We start from the raw sequence: 23303 nt of genomic DNA, 5'->3' as shown, positions 1-23303 counted from the left end.
GGGGCGGCCGGTGTGTGGTGTTTTTTTTTTTTTTTTTTTTTTTTTTTTTTCTTCCCCCCCCCCCCCCCCCCCCCCCCCCCCCCCCCCCACCGCCCTGCCCCGCATCCGCCGTCTCGCCGCACCCGCGCCCCGGTGCAGGGCCCGCACCCGCGCCGCAGGCGCCCGCACGGCCCTGTACATCACACGCCAGAGGTGCTGTCATGCCCGCGACAGACAGTCGGCCTGTGCGCCGATGTCCCGCCCGAGGTACCCCCATCCCGGAGGAGGACGGTCATGAGCCCGAGATCCGCACACATACGTCTGCCGATGGCGGCGGCCGCGGCCCTGGCACTCACATGCCTGGCCATGGGCCCCGCTTCAGCGGCCGGCACCACCCTCGACATGGACTGCCAGGCCAGCCCGCCGATCGGCTCCGCGCAGCAGTTCGACCTCTCCGCCGGCGTCGACGCCGTCGCGCCGGAGACGGTCGCGTCCGGCGGCGCCCTCTCGGTCACCCTGGCCACCGAGCCGATGACGGTGCCCGGTTCGGTCAGCGGTTACACGGTCAAGTCGATCAAGGACATCACGCTCAAGGCTCCCCTCCCGACGAACGCGACGGTGACCGGCACCCGCCTCACCGGCGGTTCCGGACTCGGGTCGGGAGCGCCCAGCGTCCGGGTGAGCGGCGGAGAGATCATCATGTCGGTACCCGGTCCGATCGGGGGCGGGAAGACCTTCACCCTGCCGGCGCTGAACCTCGACCTGACGGCCGGGGCGTCCGGCGGTGTCATCGAGACCCGGCTCTCCGGCACGGGCTACGGCAGTCCGGGCCTGACCTTCACCGCCAGCGTCCCGATCCTCTTCGTCACCGTCAGCGTGCCGACATCCTGCTACCCCTCCCCCAACCCGGTGCTCACCTCCACGGCCATCAGCTGATCCGGCAGGCCGGACGAACGGGTCAGGACGTGGTGTCCGGGACCGCCGTCCGGGCGCGGGTGCGCTCCTCCACCGCCCGAGCGGCCTCGGGAACCCCTCTCGACCGGCAAGAACTGACTGTTCGTCAGTTCCAAGGGTCACCGGGGCACGAGATTCAGCCAGGACCTGGCAGGGCCGTGGCCAGAGCTCGCTGACCACATCAGGGATGCCCAGGCCACCGGGCTGCCGGGCTGCCGGGCTGCCGGGCAAGTACGGAACAACCAAATATCTGACGCGGCTCACGGACCGCACGAAGAAGGACGAGAACCGGGATGCGGCATGCCCGTCAAGCCTGCAGCGCCCGCCCGGCAAGTCCTGCGACGAGTACCCCTTCGCCACTACATGGCAGGGCGCAAAGCACAGCGGCGGCCGGTTCAGCCGCCGTATGATCAACGACACCCGGAACACCGAGGCGGGCCGGGCCCTCAACGGCTTCTACGTCCACAACCGCATCGTGGAGGGCGACCGGTTCCTGGTGTGGATCAAGCAGGCCCAGCCGTCGACCCGGAAGACGAAACCGTGAACGAGCCGGACCGCACGCATACAGCCCTGGTCCTCACCGAGTACCACCTCTTCCGGATCACAGATCCGGAAGGGGCCGTGAGCGATGACCTCCGTCCGACCCACAACGGACTGGTCTCCGCAGTCGACGGCAACATCGAGGTACTGACGGGGATTCACACCGGCCACGTCGACGTCACCGTCGAACTGCACCCACAGCGACCCGACCCAGCAGCCGGATGGGAAGAGATCGCCGAGATCTCCTGCCACTCCCCCTCCGGGGACCTGCTGGTGACCCCCCTCATGGACGACCCGGCAAATCTGCCCTCCCTCGCGCACCAGGGCCCCGGCAGCTACCGACTGCGTGTGCACGCCACCGGCAGAGACCGCAACACCGACGGGACATCGGTACACGGAGTCGTGGAGTCCTACCTGATCCAGAGCTGGCCCGCCGCACACCAGGACGCCCTCCTGATCAAGGCGACCGACGCATATGGAAGCGGGGTCCGCGCCCGGCCGGACAGAGACACCATCGTCATCGACCACGAGGCACTCGACCCCCAGGCCATCCAGGAACGCGAAAGGCTGCGCCGCTCCGAGCGAGACAACCCCTCCTGAGGCCAACCCCGCACAGACCGGCGTGAGGCCGCACAGCAGCCGCCACACCGACCCGAGCCGGGCCCCCTTCCAGGGGCCCGGCACCGACAGTCCACCCACGAGCTCGTAACACGATCTTGTTGAGGTGTCCTGGCCGGGCGTGACCGATGTGACGATTCGGCCGTTCGGGAGGATGTGAGTGCTCGGCCGTGAATCGTGCATGACGACTTGTGGACGCTGATCGAGCCGCTGCTGCCGCCCTGGCCGGAGCAGGCGCCGGGGCCTCGGCCGGTGGCGGACCGGCTGTGTCTGCAAGGCATCCTGTACATGCTCCACAACGACATAGCATGGCAACTGCTGCCCCTGGAGCTGGGGTTCGGCTCGGGACAGACCTGCTGGCGGCGTCTGGAGCGGTGGCAGTGAGGACCGCGCTGCTGTCCGGCGGCCCTCTGGGCGCAGCCGAAGCAGACTCAGCTTCGACTGACGCCGCCCCTCGTGGGCCACAGGCCGATACTCACAGCCGTGGCCGTCGTGAAGCCCACGCTCGGTCAGGCACGGACCGCTACGGTGGATGCGGGGTTGCCGTAGACGGCGTACGCGAGACCCGTCGGATCACCGTCGTGATCGTCTCGCAAGGCCTGGCGAGCAGCGAGCACAGCCTGGCCCAGGGTCTTGCCGGCGTCGAAGAGCTGGGCGTAGAAGACCTCTGCGAACTCCGTCGCCGAATGGGAAGGCACCGGCCACACCGTGCCGACGAACGCCCCGGCGCCGGCTGCCACGAACTGCCTGGCCCAGCCGACGGTGGACCCGAACCCGTCCGTCTCGCCGGTGCTGTGGCAGGCGTTGAGGAAGACCAGCGGATGATGCGTGTCCAGACTGCGCGTCCGGGCAGCGGGCGCAAGGTCGTGGGGGTCGAAGGGGCCGTCGCCCATGATCACCTGGGATACGGGACCAGAGGTGGTGCCATGGCAGGCGAAGTGCAGCAGGCCTGCATGTCCGCTTTCGATCAACTCGGTCAATGCGGCGCGGTCGGTGAGCACCCCGTCGTCCGCCACGTTGGGGCCGAGCCGTCGGCGCAGTGCCGTGATCTCTCGGTCCGCTTCCGGTGGTGAAGCGTAGGGCAGGACGAAGGCCGCGCTGGAGAGGTCGAGTCGCCGGATCCTGGCCTGGCCGTGGGTCCGGCGTACGACGGGCAGCCACTCGGCGAGGAACCCGTTGTCGTGATCAGAGTCGAACGGGTAGAGCAGCTCCCACGGCAACAGGTCGTGATCACCGAGCACGGTGAACGACGTGGCGCGATGGACCTCCTCCCAGAACTGCCTCTGCACGGCCTCGGGTACGAACGACCTCCACAGCTGCCTGCCGAGTCTCTCCAGGCGGCCGCGCAGCAAGGCGATGTCCGCGGTCGTGCCACCGCCTTGGCTGGCGGCTTGGCGCAGTTCGGTGACGTACTGCTCGGTGGCCCGCGGGCCGCCGGAGATGTGGAGCCGTACGGGTTCGTAGACGGCCTCGCCCATCAGCTGAAAGGTGAACGAGCCGTCCCTGGGATCGCGCAGCACCATGAGATTGAGCTCCACGCGGTCGACGGCGTTGATGTCCGGCAACGACCCGGAGAGTCTCGGTCCATCTCCTGTCGTCCTGGGCTCCGCCACCGATACCTGGTGGTGCACTTCTCCCAGGTAGGTGCCCCTGTGGAACGCACGGACCGTCACCTCGTGCGACCCCGCCACCGTCGTGCGCAGGCCGAATGTCAGCACCTCGGAGTTGAGGCCCGGATGGACGGTCAGCTGCTGCTGGCCATCGCCCGGCGTGAGAAAGCCCGGTGCGTGGACGGTGATCGTCAGCTGTGCACCCTGCGCGGGCAGCCGGAGGGGCCGCAGAGCACCGCTGGCCTCGCCCGTCGCTCGTGTGATCTGCACACGGAGGCGGACCTCGCGCCCTGGAACGGCCTGCTCCGCGACCGTGACGACGAGGTGGCGGTCCTCCAGCACCTCGTCGACTCCGGTCGCAGGCGCCGGGCTCCCGCTCTCACCGTCGCCCGGCTCGCTCGCGCGTGGCGGCGTCGCGAACGCTCCTCCTCTCGTCAGCTCCTGCCGCGCCTGTTTCAGGAGCCTGTTGACCGTGTCGTGGGACAGTCCCATCGCTTCGGCGATCTCGGCCGTGCCGAAGTCGAACTCGTTGGCCAGGAAGAGTGCTTCGCGCGCCTGGGGCGGGAGGTCCCGGAGGGCCGCCCGATAGTCGAGCTGCTGCTCCGACTGGGCCATCGGGTCGTCCTCGACAGGCTGGTCCCACCCCAAGCCCACCAGAGAGTCGATCGGGAACTGCGCTTGCCGAATCTCCCGTTCGCGGGCGCGCCGCCGCTTGCGCGCCAGGCGGAAAAGAAGGCCACGCGAGAGCCCTGGCTTCTGGCCATCCGGAGCGCCGCTTCGCGCTTCCAGGAAGTCCAGCAGACTCGCCTGCACGACGTCCTCGACCTCATTCTCATCCTGGATGTACTGCCGCACGTACACACGCAGGTGGACGAGGGCGTCCCGGAAGTACTGGTACTCCCCTGCCGACTCCGCCGACGGCCGCAGGGCCGCGAGAGTGGCCCAGGCCCGGATCGTCCGGGGCGCCGTAGGCCCGAACAGCCGTGTACTGTCGGCGAGGACAAGCTGGCCCAGGTCGGCTGCCTCGGCTGCGCGGCCCGCCGCGTGCAGGACGAGGACAAGGTTCGTACGGGTGTCGACGGTGAAGGGATGCTCGTCTCCGAGCAGCCGGACAGCGTCCCGGAGCACCTCCTCCGCGAAGGCCAGTGCCTCCTCGGTCCGGCCCGCGGTTCGGTACGCCTCGGCGAGTTCGCGGCGCGCGGTGAGGCTCTCGATGTGATCGGGGCCGAAGTTCCTCTGGCTGCTGGCGACGGCGATCGTGCTGTTGTCCACCGCCTCGATGGTGTGCCCCGCCAAACGGTGGCTGATGGAAAGGTCGTTGAGGACCGAGACGTTGTCGGGGTGGTCGGGACCGAGCACCCGGCGTCCCGTCGCGAGGGATTCCTCACCGGCGGCCACGGCCTCCTCGTGGCGCCCGGTGGCACGATAGGCGACGGCCAGGCCGCGTCGTGCGGCGAGTGCGTCGGGATGCTCGGGACCGAGGACCCGCTCGCTGTCCGAGACGACCTCCTCGCTGACGGCCAGAGCGTCGGCGTGGCGGCCGATGTCGCCGTAAGCCGCGGCGAGTTCGCGACGGGCCAGCAGTGTCACGTGGTGGTCACGGCCGAAGACTCGGTCGCAGTGGGCCGAGAGCCGCTCGCCGAACTCGACCGCCACGGAGAGCCGCCCGTCCAGCCGGTGGGAGCGGACCAGGTGGGCGCGCACCTCGGCCGTGACGGTGTCGTCGGGCCCGAGGAACCCTGTCGCCTGACGCCACAGCTCCGACCACCAGTGCACCGCCGCCGCGTAGAGGCCTGATTCCAGCAGGCTGCGCCCCGCCATGAGGAGGATGTCCTGGCGGCCGGATTCCCACAGGGCGGGGCCCGCGGCCGTCCTGAGCGCGTCCACGTTGGCGCGCAGCACGGCGACCAGCTCGGGATCCCGGCGTGCGACGTCGTCGGACCACAGCTCGGCGAGTGCGCCGGCGACGGTCCCGGCCACCTCCGGGAGAGCGTCGACGGTGACGGTCTCCCGGATCACCTCGGCGGTGAGGGGGTGAAGCCGGATGGTCCGCAGGCGGTCGGCCGGGACGTGGTCGAGCAACGCGTGCCTTTCCAGCACATCCAGACTGTCCTCGAAGTCGCTGGTGCCCGCAGGGGGCCCGATCAGCTGCAGGTACGCGGCGATCGCTCGCGTCCGCCACAGAGCGGCCGGATGCCCGGCCGGATCCAGGACGCCTGCCAGGCGCAGCAGGCCGCGGCTCAGGGCGGCTCGTCGGGTCAGCCGCTCCTCTACGGCGTGCAGGAGCATCTGCACGGTCGTGCCGACGACGCTGTCGTGGCGTGGCATGCCGGAAAGGGCGCGAGCCGCGTGACGCCGGTCGAACTCCTCCAGATACACGGCGCACGTCTCGTTCCGGTTCGACAGGTACGCCGCGGCGTGGGCCAGAGCGAGCGGCAGGAACTCCAGCCGGGAGGCGAGAACCTCGGCCTCGTGACCGCCTGTGGGGCCGTAGGTCCTCAGGTCCAGTACTGCGCCCAGATACGCGGCCGCCTCGTGGGAGGCGAAGGGGCCGACCTCCACGCGGGACGCGAGTTCCGAGGCGTCGCGATCCGCGCTGTGCGCTCGTGTCACTCCGGCACGGCTGGTCGCGAGGACACGGCCCCGGCCCTCCAGGAGGGGGCGGGGCCACCACTCTTCCATGGTGGAGAGACCCGGGATGTCGTCGAGCACGACCAGCCACCGCTCGGGTGTCGTGGCGAGATGGTCCAGGAACGCGCGGGCGTCGGCGTGGGTGCTTGCGGGATCACCGGGCAGGACGCCGCTGACCCGTGCCGCATGCGCGTAGGCGGAGATGACGGCCTGGGTGTCGGTGGCGTTCACCCAGACGACCAGGTCGGCGCCCTCGGCCACGGCCTCACGCGCGTACACCGCCGCGAGCTGTGTCTTGCCGACGCCAGGGGGCCCGGACAGGACCTGCGAGCGGACGGCGGTGGCGCCGGTGACCGGCCGGTCGATGTCGGCGCGGACGAGTCGGCGTGCCTGGAAGTGCGCGGCTCGGGCAGGGATGGTCCCGACAACGACCGGCCCTTCTCGGCGGGTGCCGCCTGTTGCGTCCTCAGGGTGCGGGACGCGGCCGGAGTACCGCGCGCGGATTCGCCGCGGGCCCGTCTCCTCGCCGTTCGCGGAGCCGTCTTCATCCTGGACTCGCGGGTCTGTCTCGTCTCTCTCATGTGTCGCGGGGGAGGTGAAGCGTCGGGCAAGACTGTCGCGCAGTTGCGCGAACGGCGCATCGTCGGAATCGAGGAGCGCCGCTCCCTCGTGGTCGGCGACGAGGGCGCGCAGCGGACCGAGGGAGTGCCCTCGCTTCTCCAGGTATCGGGAAACGGCGTCGTAGGCGTCCCACTCGTCCAGCGCCGTCGTACCGTACGTGAGCAGTTCGGCCACACCTTCGTGGAAGCGGACGCGGCCGCTTCCCGGACCGCCCGCCGGATGCAGCAGACCCGCTGCCAGGACCTCGGCCAGCTCACCGGTGTTCGTCGTGCCTGTCAGGGCTTCCTGGAGGACACGCATCAGGGGGATCGACAGGACAGGGGCGAGCGCGAGGGCATGCGCGAGACGCACCGCGCCGTCGGAGGCCACGGCCCGAAACGCGTTCACCAGGGCCTGCGGATCGCTCGAGTCGGTCCGGGAGGGCGCGTGATGCGGGTCCGGAGGGTCCACGGAGATCGCGTCGGTCCAGGCCACCCCGTCGACCACGGCGGCGACCCAATGGTCCAGGGACTCCGGCGTGAGCGTCACCACGGGCAGTGGTGCTCCCCGGGGCGGGTCCGCCCACCAGGCGAGGCGGCTCTCGTAGTGCTGGTTGGGGTCCGCGGGCCGCCGCCCGCGCGCGGTGAGGTACGGCTCACCGATCGCGGTCCCGGGCCAGTAGTGGGCGGGCAGCAGCTGCACGATCGCGGTGGGCATGCTCCGGCACCAGGTCGCCACGGCGTCCCACAGCGGTGGGTGGTACCAGGGTTCCGTGGAGGCGTCGGTGGCGAGGAGCACCACGCGGCGACCGGAGGGATCGACGATGGAGCGTGGCGGATGGAGCGCACCGTGCGCGTCGCGCAGCCGGGGACCCTTCTCCGTGTCCACGAGCCGACAGCGGCTGACCCTGCGAAAGGCACCCGACTGGGCGAGGAGCCGGGCGAACGCGTCGAGGGTGTCGTGCCAGATGCGGGTGCTCAGGCTGTCGTCGGCGACCAGGACCACGTCGAGGGCGTGTTCGTGCTCCGGGGTGTGCACCAGGACGAGGCGCCCGCGCGCCTCCGCAGTGGCCTCGACGGTCGCGTCGATGTCGACGCCGAGGCGTGTGCCGGGGGTGCGCACCCGCCGGAACCGCCGCAGCGCGCGCGGCACGGCCAGCGGGTCGCTGATCGCCGAGGGCGCGTCGAGGCCGATACGTGTCGCCGCCGCGGCGGCCTCGGTCCCGGCGTGTTCGGCGGGCAGCCGCAGTTCCGGTGCGCGGGCCGGGGGCGGGGCCGCCAGGGCGGGCGGTAAGGGCCGGTCGGGGGCTGTCGTGGCGGGGGCAGGTGCCCTGGGAGGCTCTACGGTGGCCGGCTCCGGCTCCTCCTCGGGCAGCGGACGGCGCACACACAGAAGGAGGATGTCGAGGACGTCCTCGGCAGACATGCCGGTGCCCGTTGTGAGAGCCGCTACCAGCCTGTCGGTCATGTGTCGCCCAGGTCCCGGAGGATGGTCTTCTTGAGCTCCTCCCGTACGGAGCGGTCGGCCCCGGACACCAGGTAGACGAACTCCAGGAGTTGGTTCACGGCGAGCTGGTCGCCGCTTTCGACGCGGCGGGCGAACTCGGCGATGGTGTCCTTCTCGGAGCTGGCGGCGTCGCGGTCGCTCAGGTGGGCGGCGACGATGCGCCTCAGCGCCGACTCGGTGACCGCGGGCATCTCGAACCGTACGCACCGGCGCAGGAAGGGCGCGGGAAAGGTGCGTTCACGATTGCTGGTGAAGACGATGACCGGGAAGTGCTCCAGGCGGAGCTTCACGGTGCCGTCCCCGGGGATCGTGTACGTGCCCTGGTCGGCGCCCCGTACCTGGTAGGGGCCGTTGGCGGCGCGCTCCAGGACGGGGATGGTGAAGTGTCCGTTCTCCATGACGTCGAGCAGGTCGCCGGGCAGGTCGAGGTCGCTCTTGTCGATCTCGTCGATCTCGTCGATCTCGTCGATCAGGATGGCGCGGATCCGGGTGGAGGCCAGCGCGGTGCCGAGCGGGCCGAGTGTCACGAAGCGGGCCACGTCGGCGGCGTTCTTGCCGTTCGGTTCCGGCCGTGCCGGGGCGGATGCCGGGGCCGGGGTCGAGTCGGGTGCGCCCGGTCCGGCCTGCTGGGCCTGCACCGCGTGGAGCCGGCCCAGCGCGTCGTACTGGTAGAGCGCGTCCGTCAGTGTGCTCTTGGACGTGATGTGCCAGCGCAGCAGCGTGCCCAGTTCCAGTTCGTGGGCGAGGAGCCGGGCCAGGGTCGACTTGCCGGAGCCGGGTGCGCCGGTCAGCAGCAGCGGGCGGCGCAGATGCAGCGCCGCGTTCACGGCGACGGTCAGCCCGTCGGGGAGGTCGAAGACCGGCGGCCTGGTGGTGCTCTGGGTGCGCCAGGGCGGCGGCTCCGGGATGCGCCGCCACGCCTCCTCCGTCTCCAGGGCTCTGTGCGGCTTGCCGTCTCCGACGAACAGTTCCCAGCTCATCGCTTCCCTCCTCGGCGCAGAGATCCGCCGCGTCGGGGCTGCGGCAGGGGAAATCCGTCACGGCCCTGGGGATCGTTCCAGATGACGGCCGTCCGCTGTCTGTCGAGCCGCTCCGCCAGGTGCTGCGGCAGGCTGCTGCGCCGCTCCCAGAGGCTGCCCTCGCCATTGCTGTGCACGCACGCCTCCTGCAAGGCCGTCTTCTCGTGGTAGGTCGTGAACCAGACGATGAAGCCGCACCCCTCGGCGAGAAGTGCTTCCAAGGGGTCTCCACCACCCGGCGGTGGACAGCTGATCAGGTAGGGGGAAGGACCGGGACCGTCCGCGGGGTCGTCGAGCCATGCCGCCGTCGCTGTGCGGTCGCGGGCGGCTGCTTCGGGCAGCACCGCCGCCCGGCCGTGCCAGTCGGTCTTCTTCAGGCGGGTGTCGAGGCGGTCGCGCAACCGCTCGTGGTGGAATCCCGACCAGCGCATCCGGGGCTGGAGGTCGCGGGTCATGGGATCCCACAGACCGCCGGCTTCGACGACGTCCCAGTGTTCGATCCCGGCGTCCAGCCATTCACGGGACGCGACCAGGTCGACGGTGACGCCCCGGCGGGGCAGGAACGCCGATGTGGCCCGCCTCAGGGCGTTGCGCAGGCCCTGCTCGGAGCGTTCCTCGCAACGGAAGTTCCTGGTCTCGACGTTGCCTTGCGGATCGACCAGGTCGACCACGATCCGGTGCGGCCACGCCGACCCGGGCGCGGTTGCCGGGCCGGTTCCCGGCGCCGGGCCGGTCAGCTCCAGCAGGGCCCAGGTTCTGCGCCTCACTTCGTCGCGGAGGTAGCGGCGGGCGTCTTCCCTCAGGAGTCCGGCGGCACTCGTGATCCAACGGTCGAAAAGGGCATACGGGGCGGAGCCGAGGTCGATGTGCCGCGGGTCTGCGGTCTGGCCCGCCACGGCCAGCAGGAAGCGGGCGAGCGGGCTGACATCGCGCCGGTCGTCCGTGCGGGACTCCGCGATCCCCGCGGAGGCGGCCAGCACGAGGAGTTCGTCGGCGTAGGACGCGCCTCTGGGAGCCTGTCCGACGTGCTCGGTGTACAAGGGCCGTAAGGCGGCCAGGCCGAGTTCCTCGCCTCCGACCGAGGCGAACACCGGCCGGGCGCGCAGTCCCGCGCACAGCGCGTCGAGGAGGTCGCCGGCCGGGCTCGGCGAGGGCTGCTCGGCGCGGTGGCGCGACCGAGCGGCCTCCAGCCCGACGGCGTTCCATTCGACCGGCACGACACCTGCCTTGGCCAGGCGCGGTCCGTAGGTCTCCCGCAGCGCGGACGACTCCACCCGGGCGCCGGGGGGCGGCAGTTCCTCCGCGCGGAAGGGGGCGGATCCCGCGTTCTGGCGCCTGGCGACGTCGAGGGTACGGATGTCCTTCGCGGACGCCAGCGCGGACCGGGCGGCCTCGCGGGCCTGTGCGAAACTGGCCGGGCCGGAGGTGCCGGGCAACGCGCCGCGCGTGGCGAAGGTGACGTCGACGGCGATCCAGCCGCTCGCGAGCAGTTCGGTCAGGCCCAGTTCGTCGGCCGTGCCCGCGCCCTGGTCGAGCCTGCCGTCAGGCTCGGTGCCGGACTTGTCGTCGGCCTCGGGGGCGATCAGTACGACGGTGTGCCGTGACAGGTCCGGGAGCAGCATGACGGCGAGCACGGGCCACAGGTGTGCCTCCAGCGCCGTCCCGCAGAAGACGAGGGACAGGTCGATGCAGTTTCCCCGGCCTCCCTCGAACACCTCCCGCGGTTGCCGGACCTTCTGCCGGTCGACGCCGGCCGGGTCGCTGGGGTCCAGGTCGTAGTCGAGTGCGTGTGCGGCGAGCAGCGTGTAAAGCGCCTCGGTGGTGTTCTCCTGACCGCGGCAGCCGCCCTGCCCTTCGGAGGCGTCGGCCGCGCGGAGCGAGGCGGCATCCGCAGGGACCAGGTCGGCCCGTCCTCGGAAGACGGTCGGTACGACCATGTACACCAGTCGGTCGAGCTGGCCGAGTTCGTCCCCGACGAGCATCCACTGTTCGCCGTCGGCCATCAGGCCGCCTCGATCACTTCGGTGAGCAGGATGTCTCCGTCGGACGCTGTCAGAACGTCGAGCCGGTGGACACCCTCGGCCGGAGGGTCGGCGCGGACCGTGAAGGTGCCGTCGTCGCCTACCGTGAGGGCGGCAGGGGCTGCGTCGCCGAGTCGGTACCAGAGCGTGGAACCCGCGTGGCCCAGGGCACGTCCCGGCACGGAAAGACGCTCGTCGCTGTCGTACCAGTCCTCGACGTCCAGGCACAGCGCGGAGTCGGCGGCGGGTGAAGGTGTGGCACCGTCGGCGGCGTCCGTGGCGGCGGACGGGAGGTCTCCCGTCACGGCGGACGGGGCGGCATCCGTCCCTGCGGCCGTGCTCGGCTCCTCGAGGCGGCCCCGTTGGAGGATCTGGCCCTCCCGTACGAGACCCGCGATCTGGATGACGAGGCTCTGGAGGGTGTCGCGGCCGGTCACCAGGCCGGCGTGCGTCTGGTTCTGCGGGGTGGAGGGGAGGCGCAGGGCCTCGCCGCTGCGCGGGGTGGCGGACACGAGGGGGACGGTGCCGTCACCGTCCCCGGCTGCGTGGGAGCCGGGCAGGAGGTGGCTGCCCCGCATGACCGTCAGCCGCGAGTCGGACAGCACGGCCTGCTGCGGCGTCGGGGCCCCGAACCCCACGAACGGGAGGGTCGCGGTGGGGTGTTCGCTCTGGTTGAGGCGGTCGAGGAAAGCCGCCGCCCGCGCCACGTGCTCGTTCGCGCCGGGCGCGAGGAGATGCCGGACGGCCTCTATCCCGGCGAGCGGGGCGTCCGGTGCCGTGCCCAGGCGGATGAAGGGATACAGCGGCAGCAGTTCGTAGAGCGCGGGCAGTCTGCCGAACTCCTCTGCGAGGGAGGCGAAGCGCACCTTCGCCACCCGTGGGCCGTTCACCAGGAAGTCGAGCGCCTTCACGGCGCCGCGGAACGGCGTGCCGAGCGTGATGAGGGCGCGGATCGTCCGGTGCTGGTCGTGGCGTTCCACGTATTCGCGGGCGACGAGACCGCCCATGCTGTGGGCGACGATCACGACCTCGGCGCCGGGGTACCTGCGGCGCAACCGCGTGAGCCGCTCGCGGATGTGCCGCTCGAGGAACGCGGCGTTGTGGGCGGCCGGACGCCGCCAGTCGTAGGGGAACTCGGTGTACGTCTGCCCTTCGACCAGGTCGAAGCGGCGGAAGAGGGCGCGGCGCAGGTCGCGGTAGCCGCCGAGCAGCCGGGTGAGGCCCGGCACGGGCAACGACATCAGCTGCGTGGCCCGGACGCCGTCGTCGTAGCAGGAGTCGCGCAGCAGGTCTCCGGGGGCGGCGAGTTCACGGAAGGCACGAATCGGACGGCGCCCGGCGGCCGGGTCGATGGCCCACAGGGGCGTACCGTCCGCACGGTACAGAGCGCTGCCGCCGATTCCCGGCACCAGGACGAGCAGATGCCGGACGGGTGTCCTGCGCCCGCCCCTGGACAGCGCTGGCCTCTGCGGCAGTCCCCACCCCGTGCTCACGTACGCCCCTCCCCCGTGCGGGCATCCCCCTACCCGCCACCCCGCTCCCGTGAATGTACGCCCAGGAACATGCAGTGACGGAACGTCACTATAGAACGGGAGGGTGCTTCGCGTTTGCGGAAAGGCCAAAGCCTGGCCGTGGTTGCCGGATCACAGACGGGTTCTCCATCGCCTCCAGGGCCGGGCGCTGCCTCCATGCGGGGACGGCCCCGAAGAGGTCGTTGAGTTCCAGGTCCCCACGCCTCGGCAACACTCACGGTGATCACGTATGGACGTAGCCCCGAACGCTGTCATGGCCTGCGGCGCGTGGCGCGGCACCGATCACCTCGGTGGCCTCCGCTTCGATCAGCTCCTGCAGAACGCGCTCGCACACCACCCTGATTGCTTCAGCTCCATCGGATCGACGGAAGCGGCCGCCCAGCCGGACCGCGCTGGCGACGGCGGCTTGGGCGATCACGGCGGGATGTGTACGTACCGGGGGGCCGGTCACAACCGTTTCGACGGGGAGCGAGACGGCCTGGGACAGGGCGCCGATCACCGACCAGACGAACGGGGCTCTGGCCCTGCCGGTCGTTCCACGGGTGGTAGTGGTCGGAGATCCACAGCGTCTCGAAGCAGCGCCCGCCCCGGCCCCACAGAGGAGGGGAAGACCGCACGAATGGCGCAGGTCAGACGGCCCCAGGTCCCAGAGGTATCCATGCACCCCGTCTAACCCATCACAGCCCTCGGAAAATGGTCCTCGAACAGCTGTACGCGTCATGAGGCACCTCATGGCCTTCTTCGCGCCACCCAGGATCTCCACCCGTCCGACGGTGGAGCGGCCGACACGGGCCGGGCTCTGCGCGCGTGCCGTATCGGGTGCCTGACCTGCAGCTCTCCTCCCATCTAGCGCTCCCCCGAGCAATACGTGGAGTGCGCTGCGGTGCGGACGGTGTTCGGTGAGGACGAGTTGCACCCCGCCCCCAGGCTCCCGGAAGAAGTCGCAGCCGACCAATTGGCGGGTGAGGGCATGGGATCGACGGACGCGGTTGAGGGTTCGCCGACGCCGTGTGGGAGCGGCACTGCCCGGACGACGGGCTCCCGCCTGTGTGGGTACAGCGCAACTGGACGACGAAGGGTCGGCCAGGGTGACGGAATTCCAGCAGGGCAGGTTCGCGGAGGCCCGACGCTACGAGCCGCTGGGGCCGCGCCGGTCGGCGATCACTCCGAAGCAGCTCACGGCTCTGGTGGGGATGCCGGTCGCGACGGATCGCGGGGAAAGCTATGTTCGCGTCCTGGAGAACCGGAACCGAAACTGGTGTTCGCGGAGTTCGCGGTGATCAGTCGCCGCCCCCGTCCGTTCCGGGAGCCAGCGTGCATGCCGTGCGGCATGGGGTGGCGGCGCTGGGTACCCAGGCCCTGCCACGGCGTACGGCCCGGACCTGCTGCCGGTATCACGGCGGCGACTGGCTTTGGTCGCCAGCTTCGACAGCAAGTGTCCACGACATTGGGAGGCGCTTGGCGCGTGTCGTGTTCGATGTTCACGAGACGCGACAGCACGTTGAAGTTCGACAGTCAGCAGGAAGGGTGTCGGAACGCGCCTTCCGGCGGTTGGGGCGCGTTCCGGTGGCGTATTGCTGTCGGCTGTGGGTCGTTTTGTGGGTCAGGGGGTGGGCGGGGTCCAGTCGGCGGGGAGCCCGGACTGGGTGAGGACGGCGTTGAGGCTGTAGAAGTCCTGGTCGGAGGTGATCTGGCGGCCGTCGAGGGTGAGGAGGGTGGCCAGGGGCACGGCGAAGGGCTTGGGTGCGCCCTTGAGGTGGCCGGAGTAGACGGCTTCGATGGTGATGTGGTCGCCGTCGTGGTGGGTGGCGTGCACGGTGACGTGGACATTGTCGATGAGGCTGTCGGTGCGAGCCTTCCATCCGGCGATCTCCTGGCGGCCGTGGAAGGTGACGCCTATGGCCTGGTCGGTGTAGGTGCCGTCGGGGGTGAACAGGGTGCCGAGCGCGTTGGGGTCGGTGCCGTTCCAGGCAGTGGCCCAGTCGGCGACGATCTTTGGCAGGTGCCGCTCGGTGGGCGGTGCGGCGAAGGCGGTGGTGCCGAGTGCGGTGATGGCGGCCGCGGCGCAGATCAGGGTGGTCAGTGCGTGGGTCGGGCGGAGCTTCATGGTGTCGGTCCTCCGGGTGATGTATGTGGGGTGACGGGTGCGGGTGTTCGGGTGCCTTGAGCCTGCTTCGAGGTTCGGCGGCGGTGGAGCGCCAAGGGGTGCGGCAGGCGGGAGGCCCTGGCGGTGGCGCCCCGGGACTGTGAGGGTCAGGGAGTGAGGATGACCTTGCCGGTGGTGGTGCCGGACTCTGCGAGGCGCAGGGCTTCGCCCGCCCTGGTGAGTGGCAGTTGGGCGGCGATGCGGGGGGTGACGTCGCCGCGGTGGACGGCGGCGAAGACTTCGGTGAGGTCGGTCTGCAGCCTCGCGCGGAAGCGGTTCTTGCTCAGCGTCCGGCCGGCCCAGATGTTGTAGAAGTGGGCTCGGCGGCCGTTGGGCAGGGTGTTCCAGAGCCAGGTTCGGGCGAGGATTTTCAGCACGGGCCACTGCTTGGGGCCGGTGTCGTCGCGGGTGGAGGCGCTGCCGTAGGCGACGAGGGTGCCGCCGGGGGCGAGCAGGTGCCAGGAGTCGATGACGCTGCGGCCGCCGACGTGGTCGAAGACGGCGTCAACTCCACTCGGGGCCAGCTCCTGGACCTGGGCCGTCACGTTTCCGGCGCGGTAGTCGACCGGGGTGACGCCCAGTTCCCGCAGCGCGTCGTGGTGCCGGGCGGAGGCCGTGCCGATCACCTTCACGCCGGCTGCGCGGGCGAGTTGGACGAGGACGGAGCCCACGCCGCCACTGGCGCCGTGCACCAGGACGGTCTGCCCGGCGCGCACTCGGGCTACGCGGTGCAGCATCTACCAGGCGGTGATGCCGTTGACCACGACGGTCTCGGCCTGCGCCGCGGTCAGGCCGTCCGGGACCTCGACCGCGTCCTTGGCGTCGACGAGCACGTGGCTGGCCCAGCCGCCGATCTTGACCAGGGCGGCGACCCGCCGTCCGGCCAGGCCCGGGTCGACTCCCTGGCCGGTCGACAGCACCCGGCCCACCAGGTCGTAGCCGGGCACGAACGGGAACGGCGGCTGGTCGTAGTAGCGCCCGCGGCGCATCTGCTGTTCGGCGAATGAGACGCCGGTCGCCTCCATGGCGATCACGATGCGTCCCGGGCCGGGGTCCGGCACGGCTGCGTGGCGGATCCGCAGGTCCTCCGGGGCCACGATGCCCGGCAGAACGACCTGGACGAGGCGTTCGCTGCTCACGGCCACCCCTCCTTTCGAGAGAAGATGTTGCGTTCGCTAGAAGCTCTAACAGTTCTAACTCATGCATCCGTGAGAGTCAAGAGCGTTCGTGATAGGGTCTAACTGTCGATGGGTGAGAGATCGGGAGACAGGTTGTGAGCGAGCCGGACACCAGGACTCCCAGAGAGCGGTACCGCGCCCAGGTGCGGGAGGAAGTCAAGAAGCACGCCTGGGAGCAGATCGCCACCGCCGGGGCTTCCGCCCTCTCCCTCAATGCCATCGCCAAGCAGATCGGCATGAGCGGACCGGCCCTCTACCGGTACTTCGCCAACCGCGACGAGCTGCTCACCGAGCTCATCAGGGACGCCTACCGCAGCCTGGCCGACACCTTCCGCGCCCGCGCCGAGGCCGGCGCCGATCTCAGCGACCTGGCGCACGCCCTGCGCAGGTGGGCCCTGGACGACCCCCAGCGATACCTCCTCGTCTACGGCACCCCCGTGCCCGGCTATCAGGCCCCCGAAGACACCACCCGGATCGCCTCGGAGATCATGACCGTCCTCCTCGACGCCTGCACCGCCCAGCAGTCCCCCGCCACGCCGCCGTCACCGCCGTCACCGCTGGAGACGCACCTGGACGGGCACCGGGACTGGGCGGCACCGCACCCGGCCGCGCCACCGGCGCTGCGTCGCGCCCTCGCCTTCTGGACCCGCCTGCACGGCGTCCTGTCCCTCGAACTCGCCGGCCACTTCACCGGCATGGGCTTCGATCCGGCCCGGCTCTACACCGCCGAGGCAGAGGCCGTCGCGGGCCACTGACACCAACAACGGCGCAGCAGCGACACGCGACGCAACGGTTACCCGAAAGCTGAGGCGCCGCCATCGCTGTTGGCCGGTATCCGGGGTGCCGCGGCGGGTACGGTCGGGGTGAGGTGGTCGGTCGGTGTAACGGGGGGACTGGATGTCACGTGCCGTGCCGTCTGCGGGTCGCGCACCCGGGAGGGAAGGGTCCCTGCGGCGTTTCCCTCGAGACGGTCGCCGATGACCGGGGAACTCGGGAACCGGGGTGGTGAAACCGGGAGCGATCACATCAATATGAGTGGCGGCGCCTTCTATGGCCCGGTACTCGGCAAAGGCAAAATCGAATACGCGGCGCCCAGGCCTGCCGCTGCCTGGCCGCACCAGGTGGGCACGCTGCCCCCACAGGCCGCCTATTTCCAGCACCGCGCCGAGATCGCCGAGCTGTCGGTGTTGCTCTCCCAGGGCGGCGCCGAGGTCCTGGACGGCCGGGCCGCTGCGCCGCAGGTGTGCGCGCCGACGGACAACGGGGCCGTCGGAGTGGTGACGGGACTGGGTGGCGTCGGCAAGAGCCAGCTCGCCGCCCGCTATGCGCGGCGCGCTCTGCAGCACGGCGAGCTGGACGTGCTGGTGTGGGTCACCGCCGCCACCAGAACTGCGGTCGTCGACACCTACGCCCAAGCCGCCGCCGAACTGATGGGCCAAGCCGCCCCAGAGGATCCGGAACGCGCGGCCGCGGCGTTTCTGGCGTGGCTGGCGCCCAAGGCAGGGCAGCGGCGGTGCCGATGGCTGGTGGTGCTGGACGACCTCGACGATCCCGAGGTGATGAAGGGCCTGTGGCCACAGCACGCACCGACCGGCCGGACCCTGGTCACCACCCGCCGCCAAGACCCTGCTCTGCTCGCCGACCGCTGCCTGATCAGGGTCGGGGTCTTCGCCCCGACGGAGTCCCGCGCCTACCTCGCCGGAGTGCTCCGGCCCTACGGACTGGCCGAGCCCGGCCGCGACCTGGACGCGCTCGCCGACACCCTCGGGCATCTGCCACTCGCTCTGGCCCAGGCCGCCATCTGCATCGCGGAGCAGGCCGACAGCGGCATGACACCCGCCGGGTACCGGCGACGCTTTCTCGACCGCACCATGTCGCTGCGGGACGCCGCCCCGGCCCCCGCTTCTCCACCAAGGCACCGCAGTGATCACCAACGTGCACGCACCGCCGGCAGTCGTACGGAACGGCGTACAAGCAGATGCCGGCGAAGGTCCACGACGAAGGCGCCTACCCCACCGCGAGAAGGCCCACCAGGCCGTCCGCCTGTCCTTGCAGGTCTGGGACGACAACTGACCGGCGACGCACGCGTCGACCTGGCCGCCCGGCTGCCCCTGGAAGCCGCACGCATCCTGACCGCACAGATCCGCGGCCCCCAGCCGCTGACCGGCTGGGCCTTCGTCGAGGACGTCGCCAGCCGCGCCACCCGCTGGGACACCGGCACCGTCTTCACAGCCGTCGCAGACCGCGCCGGCCCCGACCTGATCACCCGCATCCTCCACCAGCCCCCACCGGCTATGCCCTGCAGTTCGGCCGCGCAGAACTCAGCTCCGCCGCATGAACGGCCGCTCATGGGAACGGATCCGGCCAGCGCCCCGTGCGGGAGGACAGGCAGTCTGGCCGGTGCTGCGGCATCCGTGCCAGGCTGCAGGAACCGACCAGCCTGGTCTGGTGGGAGACCCCGCGCCGCCCTTGCAGGCCAGCTTCCTGGCCGGGACGCGGTACGGGTGGTCTAGCTCGGCTGTACGCGGCCCCGCCGCGTGCTTGACGCCCCCTCACCCGGGGCGTGATGGGCTCGACCCCGGAGTGATGGGCCGAACCATGAACAACCTCACCACGACAACCCGGCAGCATCCCGACCGCACGGTGATCGCCTTCACCGGCGACATGGACTACACCACAAGCCTCGACCCATCCCGGGCCGCAGCCCTGATCCCCCGCGGATGCACCACACTCCAGATAGACCTCTCCGGCGTTTCCTTCATGGACGTCGGCGGCCTGAACCTTCTGCTGCAACTGCGCCACCACGTGTATACCGAGGGTGGCTTGCTGACCGTCACCGGCCTGCGCCAACAGTCCAAAGGGCGGCGGGGAAGGCCGCGGCGTGCCTCCGGGCCGGCGGCCCGAGCACCCATGAAGCCGCCACCCCACACATGATCGGAGCCAGGAGGAGCAGCATGCCTGCCGGATCGAGTCCCAAGTGGGAACATCAGTACGAGCACATCAAGAGGAGCACCGAGGACCGGGGCGAGTCCACCGAACGGGCCGAGGAGATCGCCGCCCGGACGGTCAACAAGGAACGGGCAAGGTCCGGTGAGTCGAAGACGGCCAGCAAGTCCTCGACCCGCGACCCCAAGTCCGCCTCCCAGCGCGGCGGGCAGCGCTCGCACAGCGGCGCCCAGGGGCCGACCAGGGACCAGCTGTACGAGGAAGCGCAACATCCACGGCCGCTCCTCCATGACGAAGAAGCAGCTCCAGAACGCCCTGGGCCGCTGCCATGACTGGCGGACCACAGGGCGCCGGGGCCTCTGCACCCCTGCCGGGCAGGGGCGCGTCGAGGCCGATCCCGTGTGAGGGCGGGGCCATGTCCGGGCACCTGGTGACCGTCTGCCCGCCGCAGCAGACCGGCGGCCGGGAGATACGGATCGACGATCGCGCCCTGGGCACCGCACGCAGCCTGCACGGCCTCACCGTGCTCCTGCGCAACGCCGGCATGACGGACTGGGACGAACTCGACGTGGCCGACTCGGACCTGATCGAGTGGCACGACGACGGGCCGGAGGTCTGGAGAACCTAAACGGCCGCCGTCCGCGTCAGAGCGGCTGCCCGCACAGGTGAAGAGGCGGTGACGACGCCCAGCACGGCCGTGACGATGAGCGCCGCCGCCCAGACCGCAAGGGGCGCGGCGAGCGCGGCGACGGCGGTCGCGACCAGGGCCTGCGCCGTCAGGAAAACCGGTCACACCGGCCCCACCGAACAGGCCGCCGCCCCTGCCGTAGCGCTTGCCCTTCTCCTTCATCTCCGCCTGCGCGAGCCGCATCTCGCCCCGGACCAGCTCCGTCAACTGCTGCGACGCCCGCTGCACAAGATCGGCGACGGACTCCCCCGCCCGCGTCGGTGCTTGTCCTGTCCAAGGGCGCCGTGTCCCCGTCGTACGTCATCTCGATCACCTCTCCCGCCAAGCAGAAGGCACGAGTCCCACGATTCGGCGCATCAAACACGCCCGCTCGACCCGATCCGGGCCCGCCCTGGTTGTCACAGGGGGCGGCGTATCGCTCTGACGTCGTGTCGAGCCGGGGCACGGCGTAGAGATGGCTGACACCGGGTGGAGGAAGTCGGGGTACAGCGCCTCGGCGGGTGGCTTTGTCCATGAGAACGGGCAGCGAATGTTCACCACTTCGGGAGGCACCTGCGCAGCCTGGAGATCGAACTCCGCGCCGACGGGGTGCACTGGCTCCGGAGGCCCGAGTCCACCAGGGCCCTCGTGCCACCGCGAGCCCTGCGCGGTGCCCAGCGGCCGGTGCCGCGCAGCAGCATGATCAGCCGACCAGCTTTGCGTACGCAGCAGCGTCGAGCAGACCGTCGGTCGAGGCACCTGCCCTGATCTTGAACAGCCAAGCGTCGTATGCGCCGCTGTTGACTTCCTCGGGACTCTCCGCAACGTCGAGGTTGGTCGCGACGATCTCGCCGTCTACCGGACTGTAGATGTCGGAGGCGGCCTTGACCGACTCCACGACGCCGACAGCGTCACCAGCCTCGACCTGCTTGCCCACCGGAGGGAGTTCGAGGAACACAATGTCCCCCAGGGTGTTCTGCGCGTGGTCGGTGAGGCCCACCGTCAGTGTTCCGTCCGCCTCAGTACGTACCCACTCGTGGTCGTCGGTGTACTTGAGATCAGCAGGGACGTTCGGCATGGCAAGACTCCTCGGACGTAGTGTGATCGACCGGTGACACCGTGCCATGCCGGAGATGTCGCCGCAGGGCCTTCCGGGAAGGCCACGCTTGAAGATCGACCACTCGGACCTCATGTTCTCAAGCGGCGGGATCGAATCGGAGGGTCACCGATCGCAGCGCCTTCCGAAGTGGTGAACATTCGCTGCCCGTTCTCATGAACAAAGCCAGCCGGCCGGCACGCGGGCGGCGTCCGTCCAGCACGGCTGGTGCCGGCCGGACGGACGCTGCACCGAAGAGCGAGGCGGATCAGGTCACCAGGGGAAGCTGCCGGGCGGACGCCAGCCGAAGATGCTCTTCACGATGCTGCCCTTGAACGCCACGCCGACGAGGACCTCGTAGTACGTACGCGCGGCTGCCTTGCATGCCGGGATGTCGAGGTTGTAGCCGTGCGGCCCGCCGGGGACGCACGTGGCGTTCAGGTCCTGGAGCAGGATCTGTCGATGAGTGCCCGTCCGTCGGGGTCGTTGCGGAAGCTGTGCTCGCCGTGCAGGTCCCGGTAGTTGCGGTACCCGAAGTCGTGCCGGACGCAGGCTTCGGTGAAGTTGTAGCCGATGACGGAGTTCGGGGCGGGAGCGTTGCATCCGTTGTTCGCCCACCGGAACTCGTACGGGTCGGGCTTGCCCGCGCGGTGCGCGTCGAGTGCCTCGTTGTAGGCGTCGGGGCCGAGCTGGACGATGCTGTTGAGGCGGGCGAGCTTCTCCTCGCGGGTGACGGGGACGGCCGGAGCGTGCAGGTCGAGCCATTCGTCGGTGGTGCCGTTGCCGTTGTACTTCTGGACCGAGCGCCGGTCGGCGGCGAGGCGGTAGAGGTAGTCGCCGCTGGTCGCGAGGGCCGTGGCGGGCCCGCTGAGGCGGTGCCACTGGCCGGGTTTGCCGTTGTACTTGTACAGGTCGCGGGTGTCGCGGGCGACCATGTAGAGGGTGTTGCTGCTGAAGATGTGCTCGGCGCGTTCGCCGACGGGCTTCCACCGGCCGTTCTCCGGGTCGCGTTCGACGACGGCGGAGCCGTCGGGGGTCAGCCCGTAGAGGTTCTCGTCGGTCACCGCGAACGTCGCGCCGGCGTCGCCGGCCTTGGTCCACCGGCGCTTCTTGCTGTTGTACTCGGCGAGCTCGCCGGTCACCGGGTTGGTCGCGTACACGACGCTGCGCTCCGGGATTCCGAAGACGTTCTTCCAGGCGGGGCCGGTGTAGAGGTTATCGGCCGGGCCGCCGATCTGCTTCCAGACGTCGCCCTTCCCGGTGTACTCCCACACTCCGCCGCCGTCAGGGCTGATGCCGTACCGCTTGTCGTCGGCCGCGGCGAACGTCCGGCCCGGGCCGCCGATACGGTTCCACCCGTCGCCGTCGTACTTCCAGATGCTGCCGGTGGCCGGATCGGTCGCATACAGGTTGTCGCCACCTGCGTAGAGCTTCGCGGTGTCGCCCAGGATCTTCTTCCAGCCGGCCTGGTGATCCGTCCATTCATAGGCGCCGCCGTGGTCGGCGGACAGGCCGTAGACGCCCTTGCCCGTGGCGACGATGTCTTCCAGCTCGACCGGTGCCGTCGAGTCGTAGATGCTCGCCGGCCGGCCGGAGTCGGCGGCGTTCGCGGCGACGCCCAGGGCCAGGACTCCGACCGTCAGCAGGGCACAGCATGCGCAGCGCGCCCTGGAATCTGTGCCACACGCCGGCGGCCCGCCGGGGCGTGTGTGGTTCGTGCGGGGGCGCAATGGGGTTCCTCTGTGTTCCTTTCCAGGACGTGGGACTTGGGGGCTGCAGCGGGCGGGTCAGTGGGCGAGGGGTCCGCCGACGCGGAACCAGGAGCCCGGCCGGCCGGTGTAGGCATAGATGCCGGAGTGGTCGGGGCTGGCGCCGTAGAGCCGGCCGCGGGTGGCGGCGAAGTCGGCGCCGGGACCGCCGATACCGGTCCACCGCCTGGCAGCGCGGTCGTACTCGAAGATCGCGCCGCTGTCGGGGTTCGTGACGTAGAGAGGCCGGCACTGGTGTGGAGGCGGCCACCGGGGCCGCCCAACCGGACCCACCGGTCGCCCTCGCCGGTGTACTCGTACACGCCGGGGCAGCCCGTTCAGCGCCGTCGGTGACAACTACCGAGCCTCAGCGCAGAAGCCGGTCAAGGCGTTGTGCTGGCCGACGGCGACGTACGTCGGCCTAGGCGCTGTTTCTCGGATCTCTCTACCTGAGTGGGGTGTTGGGGGCAGGCTGGCTGTATGGGACGTGGTGATCTGACGAACGCGGAGTG

Annotated in this window: 15 protein-coding genes and 5 pseudogenes; 9 read left to right on the top strand and 11 right to left on the bottom strand. The window is 70.5% G+C overall.

The features are described 5' to 3' along the window. Positions 1-273: 273 nt before the first annotated feature. The 4 genes and pseudogenes from ACZ6SQ_RS37145 to ACZ6SQ_RS37130 form a co-directional block, all read left to right on the top strand. The gene (locus ACZ6SQ_RS37145) at positions 274-915 is read left to right on the top strand and encodes a cyclase (protein ID WP_469570257.1); all 642 of its coding nucleotides are present in this window, start codon (positions 274-276) and stop codon (positions 913-915) included. 205 nt (positions 916-1120) lie between these two features. Next, the gene (locus tag ACZ6SQ_RS37140; protein WP_469570255.1) at positions 1121-1477 is read left to right on the top strand and encodes a NucA/NucB deoxyribonuclease domain-containing protein; all 357 of its coding nucleotides are present in this window, start codon (positions 1121-1123) and stop codon (positions 1475-1477) included. 77 nt (positions 1478-1554) lie between these two features. Next, positions 1555-2073: a hypothetical protein gene (locus tag ACZ6SQ_RS37135; RefSeq protein ID WP_469570253.1), complete on the top strand. Its 519-nt coding sequence runs from the start codon at positions 1555-1557 to the stop codon at positions 2071-2073. A 192-nt stretch (positions 2074-2265) separates the two neighbouring features. Further along, positions 2266-2469 (top strand): annotated as a pseudogene (locus ACZ6SQ_RS37130) (transposase); the annotation flags it as partial. A 131-nt stretch (positions 2470-2600) separates the two neighbouring features. Here ACZ6SQ_RS37130 and ACZ6SQ_RS37125 read toward each other — a convergent pair. The 7 genes and pseudogenes from ACZ6SQ_RS37125 to ACZ6SQ_RS37095 form a co-directional block, all read right to left on the bottom strand. Further along, complete coding sequence (locus ACZ6SQ_RS37125) at positions 2601-8357, bottom strand: SAV_2336 N-terminal domain-related protein (RefSeq protein WP_469570250.1); 5757 nt, start codon at positions 8355-8357, stop codon at positions 2601-2603. Positions 8358-8395: 38 nt separating this feature from the next. Continuing rightward, the gene (locus ACZ6SQ_RS37120; protein ID WP_469570248.1) at positions 8396-9418 is read right to left on the bottom strand and encodes an AAA family ATPase; all 1023 of its coding nucleotides are present in this window, start codon (positions 9416-9418) and stop codon (positions 8396-8398) included. Next, on the bottom strand, positions 9415-11460 hold the full coding sequence (locus ACZ6SQ_RS37115) for a hypothetical protein (protein ID WP_469570246.1): 2046 nt from the start codon (positions 11458-11460) through the stop codon (positions 9415-9417). Before ACZ6SQ_RS37115 ends, ACZ6SQ_RS37120 begins: the two co-directional genes overlap by 4 nt. Continuing rightward, the gene (locus ACZ6SQ_RS37110; protein WP_469570244.1) at positions 11460-12971 is read right to left on the bottom strand and encodes an alpha/beta fold hydrolase; all 1512 of its coding nucleotides are present in this window, start codon (positions 12969-12971) and stop codon (positions 11460-11462) included. Before ACZ6SQ_RS37110 ends, ACZ6SQ_RS37115 begins: the two co-directional genes overlap by 1 nt. A gap of 391 nt (positions 12972-13362) precedes the next feature. Beyond that, positions 13363-13585: pseudogene (locus tag ACZ6SQ_RS37105) on the bottom strand (LLM class F420-dependent oxidoreductase); the annotation flags it as partial. Positions 13586-14613: 1028 nt separating this feature from the next. Beyond that, positions 14614-15117 carry a nuclear transport factor 2 family protein gene (locus ACZ6SQ_RS37100; protein WP_469570242.1) on the bottom strand — a complete coding sequence of 168 codons (504 nt, stop codon included), beginning with the start codon at positions 15115-15117 and terminating at the stop codon, positions 14614-14616. Positions 15118-15263: 146 nt separating this feature from the next. Then, a pseudogene (locus ACZ6SQ_RS37095) lies at positions 15264-16295 on the bottom strand (medium chain dehydrogenase/reductase family protein). A 134-nt stretch (positions 16296-16429) separates the two neighbouring features. Between ACZ6SQ_RS37095 and ACZ6SQ_RS37090 the strand changes: the two are divergent. The 5 genes and pseudogenes from ACZ6SQ_RS37090 (at position 16430) to ACZ6SQ_RS37070 (ending at position 19908) form a co-directional block, all read left to right on the top strand. Then, positions 16430-17089, top strand: coding sequence for a TetR/AcrR family transcriptional regulator (locus ACZ6SQ_RS37090; RefSeq protein ID WP_469570239.1), 660 nt, complete (start codon positions 16430-16432; stop codon positions 17087-17089). 222 nt (positions 17090-17311) lie between these two features. Then, on the top strand, positions 17312-18847 hold the full coding sequence (locus ACZ6SQ_RS37085) for a DUF2267 domain-containing protein (protein WP_469570236.1): 1536 nt from the start codon (positions 17312-17314) through the stop codon (positions 18845-18847). A gap of 85 nt (positions 18848-18932) precedes the next feature. Continuing rightward, the gene (locus ACZ6SQ_RS37080; RefSeq protein WP_469570234.1) at positions 18933-19268 is read left to right on the top strand and encodes an STAS domain-containing protein; all 336 of its coding nucleotides are present in this window, start codon (positions 18933-18935) and stop codon (positions 19266-19268) included. A 20-nt stretch (positions 19269-19288) separates the two neighbouring features. Beyond that, positions 19289-19604 (top strand): annotated as a pseudogene (locus ACZ6SQ_RS37075) (plasmid stabilization protein); the annotation flags it as partial. Between the two features lie 91 nt (positions 19605-19695). Beyond that, positions 19696-19908, top strand: coding sequence for a hypothetical protein (locus ACZ6SQ_RS37070; protein ID WP_469570232.1), 213 nt, complete (start codon positions 19696-19698; stop codon positions 19906-19908). Between the two features lie 44 nt (positions 19909-19952). Here the strand turns inward: ACZ6SQ_RS37070 and ACZ6SQ_RS37065 are convergent. The 4 genes and pseudogenes from ACZ6SQ_RS37065 to ACZ6SQ_RS37050 all read right to left on the bottom strand — a co-directional run. Next, positions 19953-20151, bottom strand: a pseudogene (locus tag ACZ6SQ_RS37065) (phage holin family protein); the annotation flags it as partial. Positions 20152-20650: 499 nt separating this feature from the next. Next, complete coding sequence (gcvH, locus tag ACZ6SQ_RS37060; RefSeq protein WP_469570230.1) at positions 20651-21025, bottom strand: glycine cleavage system protein GcvH; 375 nt, start codon at positions 21023-21025, stop codon at positions 20651-20653. Between the two features lie 455 nt (positions 21026-21480). Then, positions 21481-22773, bottom strand: a complete 1293-nt coding sequence (locus ACZ6SQ_RS37055) for a phospholipase A2 (RefSeq protein ID WP_469570228.1) — start codon at positions 22771-22773, stop codon at positions 21481-21483. A gap of 57 nt (positions 22774-22830) precedes the next feature. Beyond that, positions 22831-23085 (bottom strand): hypothetical protein, encoded by a 255-nt coding sequence (locus tag ACZ6SQ_RS37050; RefSeq protein ID WP_469570226.1) that lies wholly within the window; start codon positions 23083-23085, stop codon positions 22831-22833. Positions 23086-23303: the final 218 nt, after the last annotated feature.

Source organism: Streptomyces sp. NPDC048600 (genome assembly GCF_055587025.1).
The sequence above is the reverse complement of the archived record's forward strand: the minus strand, read 5'-3'. Positions and strand labels throughout refer to the sequence as shown.

What these genes read in the sequence shown, in the direction of transcription:
- gcvH (WP_469570230.1), bottom strand. Translation starts at nt 21,025, where the DNA reads ATGCCGAACGTCCCTGCTGATCTCAAGTACACCGACGACCACGAGTGG.
- ACZ6SQ_RS37145 (WP_469570257.1), top strand. Translation starts at nt 274, where the DNA reads ATGAGCCCGAGATCCGCACACATACGTCTGCCGATGGCGGCGGCCGCG.
- ACZ6SQ_RS37070 (WP_469570232.1), top strand. Translation starts at nt 19,696, where the DNA reads ATGTCCGGGCACCTGGTGACCGTCTGCCCGCCGCAGCAGACCGGCGGC.
- ACZ6SQ_RS37115 (WP_469570246.1), bottom strand. Translation starts at nt 11,460, where the DNA reads ATGGCCGACGGCGAACAGTGGATGCTCGTCGGGGACGAACTCGGCCAG.
- ACZ6SQ_RS37080 (WP_469570234.1), top strand. Translation starts at nt 18,933, where the DNA reads ATGAACAACCTCACCACGACAACCCGGCAGCATCCCGACCGCACGGTG.
- ACZ6SQ_RS37100 (WP_469570242.1), bottom strand. Translation starts at nt 15,117, where the DNA reads ATGAAGCTCCGCCCGACCCACGCACTGACCACCCTGATCTGCGCCGCG.
- ACZ6SQ_RS37085 (WP_469570236.1), top strand. Translation starts at nt 17,312, where the DNA reads ATGACCGGGGAACTCGGGAACCGGGGTGGTGAAACCGGGAGCGATCAC.
- ACZ6SQ_RS37140 (WP_469570255.1), top strand. Translation starts at nt 1,121, where the DNA reads ATGCCCAGGCCACCGGGCTGCCGGGCTGCCGGGCTGCCGGGCAAGTAC.
- ACZ6SQ_RS37120 (WP_469570248.1), bottom strand. Translation starts at nt 9,418, where the DNA reads ATGAGCTGGGAACTGTTCGTCGGAGACGGCAAGCCGCACAGAGCCCTG.
- ACZ6SQ_RS37125 (WP_469570250.1), bottom strand. Translation starts at nt 8,357, where the DNA reads ATGTCTGCCGAGGACGTCCTCGACATCCTCCTTCTGTGTGTGCGCCGT.